This is a genomic window from Leptotrichia hongkongensis (assembly GCF_041538065.1).
Lineage (GTDB): Bacteria > Fusobacteriota > Fusobacteriia > Fusobacteriales > Leptotrichiaceae > Leptotrichia > Leptotrichia hongkongensis.
This window is the reverse complement of record NZ_JBGORW010000009.1, coordinates 106,059-121,743: the sequence shown is the minus strand read 5'-3', so window position 1 is coordinate 121,743 and position 15,685 is coordinate 106,059. Positions and strand designations below refer to the sequence as shown.

At 28.2% G+C, this 15,685-nt stretch carries 13 protein-coding genes; 10 read left to right on the top strand and 3 right to left on the bottom strand.

What is annotated here, in order from left to right:
- Positions 1-4 precede the first annotated feature (4 nt).
- The 6 genes from ACEG17_RS08115 to ACEG17_RS08090 all read left to right on the top strand — a co-directional run bounded on the left by ACEG17_RS08115 (position 5) and on the right by ACEG17_RS08090 (position 8,642).
- The gene (locus ACEG17_RS08115; RefSeq protein ID WP_372583309.1) at positions 5-1,207 is read left to right on the top strand and encodes an AI-2E family transporter; all 1,203 of its coding nucleotides are present in this window, start codon (positions 5-7) and stop codon (positions 1,205-1,207) included.
- A 22-nt stretch (positions 1,208-1,229) separates the two neighbouring features.
- Positions 1,230-1,715, top strand: coding sequence for a MarR family winged helix-turn-helix transcriptional regulator (locus tag ACEG17_RS08110; protein WP_372583308.1), 486 nt, complete (start codon positions 1,230-1,232; stop codon positions 1,713-1,715).
- Between the two features lie 44 nt (positions 1,716-1,759).
- Positions 1,760-3,097 carry a TrkH family potassium uptake protein gene (locus ACEG17_RS08105; RefSeq protein ID WP_372583326.1) on the top strand — a complete coding sequence of 446 codons (1,338 nt, stop codon included), beginning with the start codon at positions 1,760-1,762 and terminating at the stop codon, positions 3,095-3,097.
- Positions 3,098-3,111: 14 nt separating this feature from the next.
- Complete coding sequence (locus ACEG17_RS08100) at positions 3,112-3,774, top strand: potassium channel family protein (protein ID WP_372583307.1); 663 nt, start codon at positions 3,112-3,114, stop codon at positions 3,772-3,774.
- A 104-nt stretch (positions 3,775-3,878) separates the two neighbouring features.
- Entirely contained in the window at positions 3,879-7,565 is a 3,687-nt protein-coding gene (locus ACEG17_RS08095) for an LPS-assembly protein LptD (protein WP_372583306.1), read from the top strand.
- Positions 7,566-7,877: 312 nt separating this feature from the next.
- The gene (locus tag ACEG17_RS08090) at positions 7,878-8,642 is read left to right on the top strand and encodes a copper homeostasis protein CutC (protein ID WP_372583305.1); all 765 of its coding nucleotides are present in this window, start codon (positions 7,878-7,880) and stop codon (positions 8,640-8,642) included.
- Between the two features lie 75 nt (positions 8,643-8,717).
- Here ACEG17_RS08090 and ACEG17_RS08085 read toward each other — a convergent pair whose 3' ends face one another.
- Positions 8,718-9,245: an OmpA family protein gene (locus ACEG17_RS08085; protein WP_372583304.1), complete on the bottom strand. Its 528-nt coding sequence runs from the start codon at positions 9,243-9,245 to the stop codon at positions 8,718-8,720.
- Positions 9,246-9,503: 258 nt separating this feature from the next.
- Here ACEG17_RS08085 and ACEG17_RS08080 point away from each other — a divergent pair, with 258 nt between their 5' ends.
- Positions 9,504-10,421, top strand: coding sequence for an acyltransferase (locus ACEG17_RS08080; protein ID WP_372583303.1), 918 nt, complete (start codon positions 9,504-9,506; stop codon positions 10,419-10,421).
- Positions 10,422-10,541: 120 nt separating this feature from the next.
- Here the strand turns inward: ACEG17_RS08080 and ACEG17_RS08075 are convergent, their stop codons facing one another.
- Positions 10,542-10,790 carry a hypothetical protein gene (locus ACEG17_RS08075; RefSeq protein WP_372583302.1) on the bottom strand — a complete coding sequence of 83 codons (249 nt, stop codon included), beginning with the start codon at positions 10,788-10,790 and terminating at the stop codon, positions 10,542-10,544.
- Between the two features lie 202 nt (positions 10,791-10,992).
- Between ACEG17_RS08075 and nadN the strand changes: the two genes are divergently transcribed.
- On the top strand, positions 10,993-12,783 hold the full coding sequence (nadN, locus tag ACEG17_RS08070; RefSeq protein WP_372583301.1) for an NAD nucleotidase: 1,791 nt from the start codon (positions 10,993-10,995) through the stop codon (positions 12,781-12,783).
- Here nadN and ACEG17_RS08065 read toward each other — a convergent pair.
- Complete coding sequence (locus ACEG17_RS08065; protein WP_372583300.1) at positions 12,780-13,064, bottom strand: hypothetical protein; 285 nt, start codon at positions 13,062-13,064, stop codon at positions 12,780-12,782. The two genes, nadN and ACEG17_RS08065, sit on opposite strands and share 4 nt — an antisense overlap.
- A gap of 411 nt (positions 13,065-13,475) precedes the next feature.
- On the opposite strand from ACEG17_RS08065, the gene ACEG17_RS08060 reads away from it, so the two are divergent.
- On the top strand, positions 13,476-13,877 hold the full coding sequence (locus tag ACEG17_RS08060; protein ID WP_372583299.1) for a MazG nucleotide pyrophosphohydrolase domain-containing protein: 402 nt from the start codon (positions 13,476-13,478) through the stop codon (positions 13,875-13,877).
- Between the two features lie 110 nt (positions 13,878-13,987).
- Positions 13,988-15,643 (top strand): bifunctional metallophosphatase/5'-nucleotidase, encoded by a 1,656-nt coding sequence (locus ACEG17_RS08055; protein WP_372583298.1) that lies wholly within the window; start codon positions 13,988-13,990, stop codon positions 15,641-15,643.
- Positions 15,644-15,685 lie beyond the last annotated feature (42 nt).

Here is a 15,685-nt window from a genome sequence, read left to right as displayed (position 1 = left end):
ACAAATGAAGTTTTATGATGAAGAAAAATTATTAAAACTAAGAAATGTACTAATTGTTGTGGTTTTAGCACTTTGGGCACTTTTATTATTTTTTAAGGTTTATGATAATTTTGCAAAATCAATACGAATGGTTACAAGTACCATTTTTCCCTTTATTTTGTCGTTTGTAATAGTGTACTGTCTAATGCCTTTTATTGATATGATTAGTAAAAAAGATAAAAATGAAAATTTTATAAAGAACAGTAAACTGGATGAACTCGAAAAAATTGAAAAAATGGGTGTGGACAATGAAGAAAGAAGTAAAAAAATGAAATTGTTCAATGAACTTTCCAGTAAAAATAAAAAAGAAAAATACAAGTTAAATCGAACTACTGCGATTTTAATAGTATTATCAGTATTTTTTATAATTTTTCTTTATATAGTTTTGACGATTGTGCCAATAATTACAAAACAAATATCAAGTCTTATAGATTTTTTATTAAAAAATCAGGAAAAACTGCAAAACAACTTTTTTGGTTTTCTTGAAAGCAATAATATTGATTTACGAAGTTCGCTTATGAGTTCAAAAGATGTAATCGTTTCCAATGTTATGAATGTTCTAAGTTCTAGTTTTTCTCTTATAAGCAGTACATTTAGCTTGCTGTTTATGACTCCAATTTTTACGATAATGCTTATTTTCAGTTATGATAATATTGAAAATGGAGTAAAGCGGATTTTGAGAAATATGGACAGGGAAGAATTAATAGTGCTTATAAAGAATATAGATGAGACAATCGGAAAATATATACTTGTAACAGCGCTTGACAGTATGATAGTTGGAATTGTATCATTTGTAATATTTTATTTTTTGAAAATGGATTATAGCATGCTTTTTTCAGTAATTATAGGTTTTGGAAATGTGATTCCATTTATTGGGCCTTTTATTGGACTGATTCCTGCTATACTTTATGCTTTTACAAAATCATTTAAGCTGGTAATCCTGATAGTAGTACTGATTACAATTGTTCAAACAATAGAAGCAAATATTGTAAAACCATGGCTGACAGGAAAATCTGTAGAAATGCACCCAATTACTACACTTCTGGTAGTTCTTGTTGGAGGAGCGTTATTTGGTATCGGTGGGGCATTTGTTGCTATTCCTGTGTATATAATTATTAAACTGACATGGCTGTTTTGCTGGGAAAAATATATGGCAAATAACAAATAAAAATAGTGAGGAAGTGAAGAATATGAGTAATAAAGGAAAATCAGAAATTCAAAAATGTATATATTTTACAATTTCAAAAATGTTTAGAATGGTTAATAAAATTGCAGAAGAATCATTTGAGAAAATGGATATTTATCCTACACATGGATTTCTTATGATTATATTGAAAGAAGAAGAAAAAGGGCTTACAGTAAATCAAATATCAGAAACATTAGCAATAGCTCCCTCAACAGTTACGAGATTTGTTGATAAACTGGTTGCTAAAGGGTATGTTAAAAGAGAAAAAGCTGGAAAAAATTCTTTTTCAAAAATAACGGAGGAAGGATTGAAAATAATACCAGATATTTATAAAGCATGGGATGGAATTTCTGAAAAAATAGAGGAAATTATAGGGAATGAAGAATATCTGAGACGAATGGGAGAAGATTTTAAAGAATTTACGGATATATTAGGAAAAGATAAGAAATATGATCAGATAAGTGAAGATTTTGATTTTTGGATTATTTAAAAATTAAAAATAATTTTATATAAACAGAAAGTTAGGCGATTATGATGTTAGTAAAACGAAAGAAAATTTCCCCTTATACCATAATCTTAGTATCATTTATAATAATTATATTAATAGGCGGCTTTTTGCTTTCTTTGCCAATTGCAATAGAAAATGGACAAAAAACAAATTTACTTGAGGGTATGTTTACAGCAACGTCAGCTGTCTGTGTAACGGGACTTACAGTAAATGATGTAAGCAAAGTCTATAATTTATTTGGAAAAACAGTTATTATGGTATTAATTCAGCTTGGCGGAATTGGAATTATCACATTCTCAACAATAGTTGTAACAATGATTTCAAAAAAAGTTGGGTATTTTACTAAAAAATTGATACAGGAAGATATAAACACAAATACAACATTTGAAATACAAAAATTTGTAAAAAAAGTTTTGACTACAGTTTTTATAATAGAAATTATCGGGGCTGCAATATTATTTTTAAAATTTATAAAAATATTTGATTATAAGACAGCGGCTTATTATGCTATATTTCATTCTATTTCCGCATTTTGTAATGCCGGGTTTGCATTATTTTCAAATAATTTAAGTGATTTTAAAGACAGTATAATAATAAACACTGTAATTCCTGTCTTAATTTTTTTAGGCGGAATAGGTTTTGCAGCAATTCTTAATATTTATCAATATTTTCTAAAAAAAGATAAAAGGCTTACTACTACTACAAGAATAGCTATAAAAATGTCAATTTTTCTAATAATATTTGGGACAATTATAACATTTATCCTAGAATATTCAAACAATAAAACATTAGGAACATTGCCCTTTTTTGAAAAGATAGGAGCCGCATTTTTTCAAAGTGTAACAACAAGAACGGCTGGATTTAATACAATTTCCATAGCTGAACTGCGGGAACCTACAGTTTTTCTGTTTGTAGTATTAATGTTTATTGGAGCCTCGCCTGGCTCAACAGGTGGTGGAATAAAAACTACTACAGCCGGATTGATACTTTTTGGAATAGTTACAACTATAAAAAATAAGGAACATCTGGAATACAACAAGAGAAGAATCAGCTGGAAAATATATAATAAAGCTATGGTTATTGTTTTTATATCAATTATGTATGTTGCTGTAGTATTATTTTTATTAATTTGGCTGGAGGATATAAGAGTTATAGAATTAGGATTTGAACTGGTATCTGCTTTTGGAACGGTGGGATTATCACGGGATTTAACGCCACAATTATCGAGCATTTCTAAACTGTTAATTATGATTACGATGTTTGTTGGACGAGTCGGGCCACTAACAATAACATTGGCCTTGTCCAGAATGAAAAATCCAAAAGGAAGATATGTTTATCCAAAGGAAGACATTTTGATAGGATAAGGAAGAGGTGAAAAATGGCAGGATATTTAGTAATTGGGCTTGGAACATTTGGTAGAGGTATAACTCAGACATTATATGAAAATGGTAAAATGGTACTGGCAATAGATCAAAGGGAGGATCGTGTACAAAAGGTAATTGATGATGAAATCGCAAGTGATGCAATTACATTGGATGTGACAGACGAAAATTCAATCAAGAAAGTAATAAATGATGACTTTGACACTGCTTTTGTCTGCATTGGAGACAATACCCAGTCCAGTGTATTTGTTACGGTAATTTTAAAGGAAATGGGAATAAAAACTATCATTTGTAAGGCAAAAAATGAATTACAGGGGAAAATTTTAAAAAAGATTGGTGCAACTTCCGTTGTTTATCCAGAAGAAACGATGGCCAAGGAAACAGCACTTGGGGTAATAAGGCCCAATATAACAGAACATTTTAAATTTTCAGAAAAATATAGAGTGTTTGAAATAAAAGCACCAAAGGATTTTGATGGAAAAAATCTTATAGAATTAAATTTGAGAAATAAATATGAAATGAATATTATCGGGATAAAAGATGAAAAGGAACTAAATATTATGCCACTTCCAAATACTATAATAAGAGAAAATAATGTACTATTAGTTATCGCAAATATAGAAAAAATGATGTTATTTGGGAAAAAATACGTTTTGTAGTAAAAAACTTAATTAAAGCCTTTCAAATGTAAAATAAATTGTTATAAGCATAAAAGTATGGTATAATTTTGGTATTATATAATTAAAAATAAAAGGTTGAAAAAATGAAAATAATGAGATATAAAGGATTGTTTATTTTACTGTTTTATATTATACTTTTTGGGAAGCTGAATGCTGATGGAGAAGTAATAGAACTAAAAACAGAAAAATCTACGATAAATCTAGAAACAGAAGAAATAAATACTGAAGGTAATGTTACTGTAAAATATGGAGATTTTACAATAAATGCAGACAAATTAAGAAAAATTGCTAATAAAAATATTCTTTCAGGCTCTGGAAATGTTGAATTTATTCAAGGTTCCCAAATTATAAAAGCTGATAATCTTATTTTTGATATGGATACAAAATTAGCAAAAATATTTAATTCAGAAAGCTATGATTCAAATGTGAAATTACGTTTTGGTGGAGAAGAAACATTAGCTGAAGGAAATAAGCTGATTTTTATAAAAAATGGATGGTTTACTACAAGTCCATACGAAAATCCAAGTTATAAAATAAATGCAGATGAGCTGGAGATTTATCCAAATAGAAAAGCGATTGCAAGAAATATTGGACTTTTTGCGGGTGGAAAAACTTGGTTTAAGTTACCATATTATGTAACATCATTAAAGCCATCAACTCAAAGAGCTACATTATTTCCATATATAGGAATGGATAGTGATAGAGGATTTTTTGGAATTATGGGATTTGACTATGATTTAGGTCCTCTTGCACAGGGATTTGTTGATTTTGAATTGAGTACAAAGAAAAAATTGGCATTAAAATTTTCAAATGACTATGCTTTCTGGGGAAATAATAAAGGAAATATATTTGTAAACAGATTTGTAGTTCCAATTGGAAATCATAGGAAAGAATGGGATTTCAAATGGAATCATAAGGTTGTAAATACTCCAAAAAAAGCTAAGGAAGATAGAAAATTTTATGATGCAGGTTACGGAATATGGAATCTAAATTATCAAAATATTACAACCAATCTTATGTATGCTATTAATGGAAATGAATTAAAGGATGATTATACAGATTATGTAGATAAATATACCTATATTGGATTCTGGGATTTTAATATCAATCAGGAACTTGGACAAAATGGTGAATTTAATGCAAAATATTACTGGACACAAAATAAGCATGCACTTAAAGCCCTGACGGAGATAAATGACAAAATTGTAGAAGATGATAACTTAGATCCACGAAAAACAGATGTTGATTTATATAGAAGCATAAAATATACAAATGGTAATTCAAATGTTGCAATAACAATTGACAATGAGGATTTTCGTGATATTAATCCAGGATATATTGGAGATTTGAATTCTTATAGAAAAAAAAGAAGTTATGAAATCGATTTTAGAGGACCGAAAATAAAATTGGATTATCTAGATTCTGATAAGGATGAATACGGAGAACTTCTTGGAATGCGTGACCGAGGTGAAGATAACACAGTTCACTGGGTTCAGAATATTGCATATGACAAAAGAAAAGAATGGGGATTAACTTTTGGAAACTATTATCCATTTAGAGAAAGTGATTTCTTTGGATACCAGCCTAAGACAGGTTACCAAAACTTGACAAATACTCTTTATTTCGGTGCACAAGTAAAGCAAGTTGATATAAGAAAAAAAGAATACGAGTATGATTACACACGTGATAACGAAAATTATAATTCATTATTCTTAAATTCTGCAACAACTGATGAAAGTAGAATTTATAAAATATATCAAGATAATGAAATAATTCGTCGTCCTAAAAAAATACTTTATGAAAAATATAAATCTCAAAGATTTAATGTAGGTAATGATAGAATCGACATACCATTAAAAAATTCGTTTATTGGTTATAATTTAGCATTTGAAAATCGTGATTATAGCAGTTTAGGAGTTCCTGAATTTAGAAATGGACGAAAAGTCGAAGATTTAGATTCACAGACTGGCTATAAAGTTGCAAGAGATGCAAGTGGGAAGGCTATAAAGCAAAGTCCATCAATGCGAATTTTTACTCTTGACACTAGACTATACACTACATTATTTGATAATACATCGAAAAAAAATAATAAATATGATGTAAAAGTTACAAATGATGCAACAGTTACTTTCCAAAGAACAACAGCTGGAGGAGCAATGTATGATGGCTTTGACATTGTAGAAGTTCCAACAAATGCACTGGGACTGAGAGATGATTTTAAATATCAAATTGGAAATGTAACATTTAATTATAACTTGACAATGAGAGACGATAGACATTTTAAAGATGATTGGCTAAAGAATAGATATGTTAGAAATTATTTTAAGGCTGATATTGCAAATAAAAGATTTGTAAGTTTTGATTTTGAAAATAATGAAAACTATGAATTTAAGGATTTTAAATCTGATAGGAATTTTAATAGAGAAATTCAATATGGATATGTGTCAGATGCTGGGGATAATTTTTTATATAGATTCGCAGATAAAAATAAACAGTTATTTCCATATAACACAAGTCTTGGATGGAATCAGAAAGTTTATAAGGAATCTTTAAAGGAAAGAACTTTTGGAGTAAACTTTAATGAATGGGGATTTGAATATACAAATTCAGTAAATAAAGCAAATGATATTTATGGAAATGTGGCAACTTTTGGATTGCCTGCATTAAAATTAAAAACTAATTATCATAGATTGGGATTTGTTTACGATACTTCAAAAATGAAAAATAAGAAATTTGAATCAGATCACTATTTTAGAATAAATTTTGGATTTGGTAAAAAAATATACAGAGATCTTAATAATACTCCAATTATTACTTCAGATGACAGATATATTCGTGGAAATGACTATACGACAATTGGTTTTTTGTATAAATATGAAAATAATGCAAAACCAAGATATGCAGCTGATTTAGAGAAAAAAGAAAAAGAAAATAATAGAGAAGCTGAAATTGAGACAACTGAAAATCAGATAAAAAGTACAAATATGGTAAGAAATTCAAACACGCAAGAATTTTCTATTAATAATGCCAACAAAAATTCAATTGATAAAATTCTGGTAAATAGTGATGATAGATTATTTTTGAGCAGTGAGGAAGAAGAAGCATACAAGAGTTATGTAGAAGAAGAAAATTATCGTCAAAATAAATTTAGCTTAAATGATTTTAATGCAAAACTTCAAAATTTAAGAAGTCATAAAAAATATTTCCAAATTGGAATGGATATGCAAATAGACGGCTCTGATGCTGCTAATCCTAGTGGAATGAAAGGATTTAACAGAATTAATGACTTAACCTTTAAAGTGGAAGCAGGATATCTAGAAAAAATGTTTGTAAGATATGCTTTCATAATGGAACGGCCTGACAGAATTTATAGAAATAATGCAACTCGTAATAGTACATTTGACTTTAGAAAACATGAATTTGAAGGAAAATATATGTTTTCGAATGACCCTGATAAACCATGGTGGGTTGGAGGAAAAATTCAATATGTACAAAATGGAGCTTCAAAAGCTTCCGATCCTGAAATTTATGAAAGTTCATGGTATGCAAGAAAAGTTAACAAAATAACTTTAGGAATGGCAACTTTATCTCATAGATTTGAAAATGTAGAATGGGAAATTGGAGCAGGAATGAAGTGGGATAAGCCAAGTAATAAAAAATTAGGTTATTATCCAGTAGTTTCATTAAAATTTGGAGTAACACCATTCCCAGAAAAGAATGCACAGTTTAAATATTCTGGAAAAGGATTTGAATTCGGAGCAGGATTATAAAGAATTAAACAATGAAGTGAACATTAGAAATATTGGTAAACTAGTATTTTCTAATGTTTTTTCATATTTAAATTTTAATATTTATATTCAATCTGCTTAAAAGTCAAAATATACTCAAACCTATTTTAAATTAAACTGCTAAAATTATATAAATTTAAGGTTTAAGTAAAATAGTCATAGCTTTTGAGTTTGGTTTTAAATAAGTTTTACTATAAAAGCATATAAAAATTAGTAGATTGGTTATAGATAATTTTAACCTTTTATTTTAAATTAGAATTGTTATATATTATGTAACTATAGGAGATGAGAAAAATGAATAAGTATACTCTTGAAATATGTGTGGATAGTGTGGAATCTGCAATAAATGCTCAAAAAGGCGGAGCTACAAGACTGGAGCTTTGCAGCAACTTGATAATTGGAGGAACTACACCTACAAAGAGTTTATTTGAAGAAGTGCGTAAAAATGTGAATATTCCAATAAATGTATTGATAAGACCGAGATTTGGTGATTTTTTGTATTCTAAATATGAAATTGAAATTATAAAAAATGAAATAAGAATGTTTAGAGAAATGGGAGCGGATGGGATAGTTGTGGGAATTTTGACTAAAGAAGGAGAAATAGATTTGGAAAATATGAAAAGTTTTATTTCTGAAGCACAAAATATTCCAGTAACTTTTCATAGGGCATTTGATGTATGTAAAAATCCAGTAGAGGCATTTGATGAATTAAAAAAAATAGGGGTGAAGGCTATATTAACATCAGGACAGGAAGAAAATTGCCTAAAAGGTAAACAATTATTAAAAAAATTAATTGAGCTTTCAAATAAAGATAATAAAAATAAAATCGAAATAATTGTTGGAGCAGGATTAAATATTTTAAATATTGGGGAAATAAAAAATTTTACAGGTGCAAATAATTTTCATTTTTCTGGAAAAAAAGTAAGAAAGAGTGACATGGAATATAAAAAACAGGATATAAATATGGGAATAAAAGGGTTTAGTGAATTTGAAATTCTAGAAACTGACGAAAAAATAGTACAGGAAGTATCTGAATACCTAAAAAAGACTATTAATTAAAATAATGAAATATAAAAAAGCCGAGTAAAAATACTGGGCTTTTTATTACAATATATTTTAAAATTTATACAAATTTTAATTTATAAATTGAACTTCAATACGTCTATTCGCAGCTCTTCCTTCCTCTGTATCATTTGAAGCTACTGGATTATTATCTCCATTTCCTTTTGTTTCAACAATTTTATCAGGAGAGAGTCCTAATTCGATTAATTTTTCTTCAAGACTTTCAGCTCTTCGTAGTGACAATTCTTTATTATATTCCTTAGTTCCTTTAGAATCAGTATAACCAGTAATTGAGATTTTGTGATTTTTAGCCTCAATATAGTTTTTAAGTTTTTCTAGTACAGAATTGTATTCATCTTTTATTGTAGCACTATTAAAATCAAATTTTAATTTATTTGCATCTAATACAACAATATCAGATTCTTTTTGATTTTTTGATGCTTCTGCTTCAATATTATCTATATTTGCTTCATCAACTTCAATTGCAGTTGTTCTCATCGCATTGTCACGTAGGTTTGATGTTGTGATTTTCTTAGCTGTAGTTGGAGCAGAAACTAATAATACAGATAGCATTGCAGTTATTTTTGATTTTTTCTCCATATTAAACCTCTTTTCCTTTTTTATTTATATTTTTTATTATATTTAAATTATACTTTCCTTTATTAAGTATAGCATATTTTTTTTAATTTTCATAGTCTTTATTTAAATTTCTTTTCAAAAAATTTTTTTAATTCTATTTTTTAGTTTAATTTTATTGATTAAAATGAAATTTATCATTTGAAAATTAAAAGGATTGAGCATATATTGACAAAAACTTAGAATTTTTTTATAATTTAGAAAAAAGGAGAATAAAATAGGATGGCAATTGATATTATAAGAATTTTTGCATTTGTTTTTATTGTGTTTTTACATACTTTAAATAGGCAGTTTGGAGTAGATGTATGGATGGGAGGTTATGCAATTATTTCGATTGGGGTTAATTTGTTTATTATGATTAGTGGATATTTGCTGCTTGATAAAACCGAAGAGACAATAGTATTTTTTAAAAAAAGGATTTTAAATATTTTACCACTTTTTTTAGTATTTAATATTATATATATTTATTTTGGAAAAATTCCGATTATACCAGTTTTGAAAGGGAAAGCGATTTCAGCATCGCATTTTTGGTATATTTATATGATACTGGGGCTGTATCTTCTTACGCCGTGGTTGCAAAAGGTGTTGAAATATGCAGAAAAAGAGACTCTTTTTGTAGTTTTTCTCTGGTTTTTGTGCAATATTTTAAATCCGTATTTACGATATTTTAATCTTGCTGAAATTCCATTTTCTAATTTTCCATTGACAGGCTTTATTGGGTATTATATTTTAGGGTATTTTGTAAAGAAATACGACAATAAAGTAAAAAGGGCATCATTTATTTTAATAATAGTTATCTATGCTTTAGGATTCTTGCTAAGTTTTTTATCTACTAAATATGTTTTAGCAGTAACAGGAAAACGTGTATCTGATTTTTTTGATAAAAATTCACTAGGAACATTTATTATGACGCTTTCCTTTTTTGTATTTTGGTGTAAATTTAACTTTTCTAAAAGAGACAGGATTATAAAAATAGTGGCAGATTCTACATATTTTGCATTCCTAGTTCATCTTATAGTGCTTCATTTTGTTATAAAGATAAGCGATGAAATGATTTTTAAATCAGTAATGACAATTGGAATAAGTATAATTTTAGGAATTTTGTATAATCTTCTTAAACAAATTAAAATTAAGAACTAAAAACAAATAGCAATAAAAAACAAGGGGTACAGTTCATAAGAGAGAATTGAAGCCCCTTGTGTTTTAAAATATTAAATTTTTTCAAATTATAAACAAACAAAATGCCTTACTAAGTTAAATCTATCTTCTTCTTCCAGCAGCTATTCTTGCACGTCTTTGTCTACGAGAAGGCTCTTTTTTCACATATACAACTTTTTTTCTTCTTGGAACTCTTACAAAGATGTATCTTCTTCTTATTATTCTACGAGAAGGTTCTCTTTTTACGTATACAACCCTGTTATTTCTTCTAGTTGCTGCAAATGAAGTAACTGAAATTCCAAGTATTCCTAAAATTAAAATTAGTTTTTTCATAAAATTTTTAATATTCATTTTCTTTTCTCCTTTACAAAAATTCTTTTTTGATAATTTAAAAAAATTATCTAAGGAATTATAACATTATTTTATTTTAAAATATTGTAAAATCTATTTGAAATTTATGTTTTTTAAAAATTTTATTTTTTTTAGTGTTTTTTTTTGGAAATCAAGTTATAATTATATTAATAAATATAACTTTTTTTAAGGAGGAAAAATTATGAAAAAATTATTATTATTGGGATTGACATTAGCACTATTTTCAGCAGCTAATTTGGAGGCAAAGACTAGTCGTAAAGCGAACAGCCAAAGTTCATCTGGAGCATTTGAGCTAAATGTGGCTCATATTAATGACCATCATTCGCATCTTGAAGAGGAAAAAATGCCTCTTAAACTTAATGGGAAGACTGTTACGGTACATATTGGAGGATTGCCAAGAGTGGCACAGGCAATCAAAAATTTTAGACAGAATAATAAAAATACTCTTGTATTACACGCAGGAGATGCTGTAACAGGGACACTTTATTATACGTTATTTGAAGGAAAAGCCGATGCTGAACTTATGAATGCAATAAATTTTGACGTTTATACATTGGGAAATCATGAATTTGATGATGGGAACAAATTTTTGAAATCATTTCTAGATGTTTTAAAAATACCAGTAGTTTCAGCCAATGTTGTTCCTGATAAAGGAAGTATTCTGGAAGGAAAATGGAAACCGTATATGATAAAGAATATTGGTGGTCAGAATATTGGAATTATAGGAATAGATGTTGTGAAAAAGACTAAGGAATCATCAAGTCCTGGAGACGATATCAAATTTTTAGATGAAATTGAAACAGCAAGAAAATACGTAAATGAATTACAAAGTAAAGGAATAAATAAAATAATATTATTATCTCATGCAGGATATGAAAAAAATGTTGAAATTGGACAAAAAGTTGACGGTGTAGATTTAATTATAACTGGGGATACTCACTATCTTTTAGGAAAAGAATTTGAACAATTTGGGTTAGTTCCAGAAGCAGACAGTTATCCTAAAAAAGTGAATTCTCCTAATGGAAATCCAGTTTATATTGCGGAAGCATGGAATTATTCATATTTATTGGGACAAATGAAGGCAAAATTCGATAAAAACGGAGTAATTACTGAATTAATTCCAACTCCAAAAGTTTTAATTGGAGATGACTTTTTTGAAGTGAAAAATGCTGAAGGAAAAGGAGTTCAATTAGATCAAAAAGAAAAAAATGAAATTTTAAGTTCAATAAAAAATAATAAAAATATAGCTGCCATCAAAAATGATCCAGCTTTAGCAAAACTTCTTGAAAGATACCAGAAAGAAAAAACAGAACTTGGGAAACGTACAGTTGGTAAAATTACAGAAGAAATCCCAGGAGGTTCAGACAACAGAGTACCAAATGAACACAATAAGGACGGTTCTTTCGCAACAACTCTTGTAGCTGAATCAGTTTTACATAAGTTAAGAAATACAGGAACTGGAAATGTTGATTTTGTGATTGGAAATGCGGGAAATGTAAGAATTACACTAAATCCTGGTGTATTCACTTATGATTTAGCATATTCATTATTGCCATTCACTTCAAATACAGTATTCATAACTGATATTACAGGTGCAGAAGTGAAACAGACATTAGAAGATGCGATTGACTATGTACTAAACGGAGGTTCAACAGGAGCATTCCCTTATGGTGCAGGAATCAGATACGAAGCCACAAAAGAAGGAAAACTTGGAACAAGAGTCAAAAAAATAGAAGTATTTGACTTTAAAGCAAACAAATGGGTACCAATTGATGCTAAAAAATCCTATATGTTAGCTGTAAACTCTTATATAGCCAAAGGAAAAGATGGTTACACAACATTAGGGAAAATCACTGCTCAAAAACGTGGAACAGACACTCATTTAAGTGATACAAAAATATTTATAGATTATTTGAAAGAGAAAAAAGAAATAGGAAAACCAAAATCTACAAACGTAATCTTCAAATACTAATTTTTTAAAAAATTTGAAAATAAATGATACTTTATATTGTTTATTATTTTATAAAATTTATTATAGGCTATTTTAATTAATAAATATTTTTTTATATTACTATGTTTTTCTTTTTTATTTTCGTAGGATTGCTCATTGCCGCAAATCCTTATCTTGCAGTAAAGGTTTCTCCTAATAATTAAAATTGTGGCAAGAATTGCTACGCAATAACCTATGGCTAGTCTACGACATTTTTCTGCACTGGCAAAAAACTCGCTATGCTCAAACATTTTTGCCGGCACAGAAAAATGCTCCGACGGATTAGTTTATGATAGATTCTGTTTAAAAAATGAAAATTATATTTTAATTATTTGAAAATATTAGGTTTTATAAAATAGATTATAATAAGTTCGTTGTTTAAATGGGATTTAGTATTAAAACATTTATTGTAAATTTCCGAGATTTTAATTTTTCAGTAAAAGACAACTTGTTTGAGCTTTTCTATTATATTTGAATTTGTAATAACTTTATGGAATTAAAATAATTTTTGTTAAAAGCGAGTTTTGTCTTTTGCTGTAAAATTGAAATTCGAGAAGCAGGGATGCAAGGGTATAGCGTTTGATACCCTTGCTTAAAATAACTTTAAAAATTAAATTCAAGAAATAAAAATAATGTTAAATAAAAAATATAAAAAGAAGGAGGTAATTTGAGTTATGGATAGTAAAAAAAATAAAAATACTGATGATATGACACTTAAAGAAGTGCAGTATTTGATAAAAAGAATAGAAAAAGGAACTCTGGATGAAACAAAGGATAATAAAATTAAGCAGAATAAAAAGGAAAATGGACAAAGACTTATTTTGAAATTAATAGAAGAATTTGGGGAACTTGCGGAAAATATTAGAAAAAATGTGAGATATGATGGGAAAAACATAAAAGGAACTATTGAAGAGGAAGTATTTGATGTTTTTTATTATATTATTGCAATTGCTAATGATTATGAAATTGATTTGGAAAAGATTTTTTATATAAAAGACGAAGTAAATGAAATAAAATATGACAGGGAATTTTCAATTTTTGAAGCTAGAGAAAAATGGAAAAGCTTGAAAAAATAAAATTATGAAGTAGGAATATCTGCTTAAATAAATATTTTATTTGTTTTTTTTGAAAGACTTGAGTATTGTAAAAAAATTTTAAATATTTATAAAAGAAAAGGAAATATAGAATGACAGTAAAAAATACGGACACTTCTTTAAAAAAAAGGGAAGTAAGTATAAAAATATTGGGAACAAGTGATGTTCATGGAAGAGTGCTTGCTTGGAACTATGCGGCTGATGAAGAGGATAGGTCAGGTTCTTATGCACAGATTTCAACATTGGTGAAAAAAATTAGAAAAAAGAATAAAAATGTAATTTTGGTTGAAGTTGGGGATGCAATTCAGGATAATTGGATAGAAAAATTTGCAATGGCACCAAAACACCCCATTCCAGAAATGTTAAATTATATGAAATATGATATTTTTGTACCAGGAAATCATGAATTTAACTTCGGAATGCCAATTTTATCAAATATTTTGCGAGATATGAAATGTAAAAAATTAACTGCTAACTTGTATTACAATGAAAATACTGAAAATGATACCAATTTTTCAAAAGATAAAAGCAGATATTTAGATGCTTCCACAATTATTGAAAAGGATGGCGTGAAGATTGGAATTATTGGATTATCAACTCCAATGTCAGCACAATTTGAAGAAGATACTGGCTATTTGAAGGATTTTTATTTTGTGTCGCCTATAAAGGAAGCTCAAAAACAAGTAAAAAAACTTAAAAAGGAAGGTGCGAACGCTATTGTTGCAGTAGCTCATATGGGCATTGAAAATGAAAATGGAATTCCTGAAACAGGAGTAAGAGATTTAGCAAACGCTGTACCCGAAATTGATGTAATTGTAGCTGGGCATATGCATCAGAATATACCAAAGGAAATAATTAACGGTGTTCTTATTACAGAACCTCATAGATATGGAACTGTTATTTCAGAAGTAGACTTAAAATTTGAAGTGTTGGATGAAAATGTTAAATTAATAAGCAAAGATTCTACGACCATTCCTGTAAAAGATGAAGAGCCTGATAAAAAAATTGAAGAGATTTATAAACCTTTTCACAATAGGCTTTGCAGAATTGCAAATGAAAAAATAGGAAATACACTAAATGATATGGTTCCCAAAGAAAAATATTATGGTGTGTCAGCAGCTTTTGCTAAAGATACAGGACTGTCATCATTTATAACTGATGTTGAGCTTTATTACAGCGGGGCAGATGTCGTTTCATTTGCATACAATTATGAAAATGTAAAACTAGATAAAGGGGAAATTAAGAGAAAAGACATAGTTTACAACTATCGTTACACAGGTGGAGATGTTACAATTTATGAAATGACAGGAAAACAGTTAAAAGACTATATGGAATGGTCTGCTGACTATTTTGATACAATTCGGCCTGGAGATACTGAGTATCATTATAATCCAGAACGTGCCAACGGAAAATATGTAACATTTGATATTTTTGGCGGGGTGAGATATAAAATTGATTTAAGAAATGAAAAAGGGAATAAAATTACTAATCTGATGTTAGTTAACGGAACTAAAGTAACGCCTGAAATGAAATTAAAAGTTGGAATGAATGCCTATAGGTTTGAACAGCTGGCTAGAAAAGGCGGTATTTTTGACGGGCAGGAAATTCCAGTTTTATGGGCATCGAAAGAAGCAATTGGAAATATAAAGGGAACTATCCAAAATATGATGATTGACTATATTCGAAATGTAAAAAATGGTGTAATTGATGGAAAGAGCCATAATAACTGGGAAATAATTGGATTATAATTTAGATTTGCTGAAAGAATAAAAATAAAAAAACACAAAAAT

Bases quoted from the DNA above. Each gene is read 5' to 3' on its own strand.
- ACEG17_RS08105 (WP_372583326.1), top strand. From the start codon at position 1,760: ATGTTAGTAAAACGAAAGAAAATTTCCCCTTATACCATAATCTTAGTA.
- ACEG17_RS08060 (WP_372583299.1), top strand. From the start codon at position 13,476: ATGGATAGTAAAAAAAATAAAAATACTGATGATATGACACTTAAAGAA.
- ACEG17_RS08090 (WP_372583305.1), top strand. From the start codon at position 7,878: ATGAATAAGTATACTCTTGAAATATGTGTGGATAGTGTGGAATCTGCA.
- ACEG17_RS08115 (WP_372583309.1), top strand. From the start codon at position 5: ATGAAGTTTTATGATGAAGAAAAATTATTAAAACTAAGAAATGTACTA.
- ACEG17_RS08095 (WP_372583306.1), top strand. From the start codon at position 3,879: ATGAAAATAATGAGATATAAAGGATTGTTTATTTTACTGTTTTATATT.
- ACEG17_RS08085 (WP_372583304.1), bottom strand. From the start codon at position 9,245: ATGGAGAAAAAATCAAAAATAACTGCAATGCTATCTGTATTATTAGTT.
- ACEG17_RS08100 (WP_372583307.1), top strand. From the start codon at position 3,112: ATGGCAGGATATTTAGTAATTGGGCTTGGAACATTTGGTAGAGGTATA.
- ACEG17_RS08110 (WP_372583308.1), top strand. From the start codon at position 1,230: ATGAGTAATAAAGGAAAATCAGAAATTCAAAAATGTATATATTTTACA.
- ACEG17_RS08075 (WP_372583302.1), bottom strand. From the start codon at position 10,790: ATGAATATTAAAAATTTTATGAAAAAACTAATTTTAATTTTAGGAATA.
- ACEG17_RS08080 (WP_372583303.1), top strand. From the start codon at position 9,504: ATGGCAATTGATATTATAAGAATTTTTGCATTTGTTTTTATTGTGTTT.
- ACEG17_RS08055 (WP_372583298.1), top strand. From the start codon at position 13,988: ATGACAGTAAAAAATACGGACACTTCTTTAAAAAAAAGGGAAGTAAGT.
- nadN (WP_372583301.1), top strand. From the start codon at position 10,993: ATGAAAAAATTATTATTATTGGGATTGACATTAGCACTATTTTCAGCA.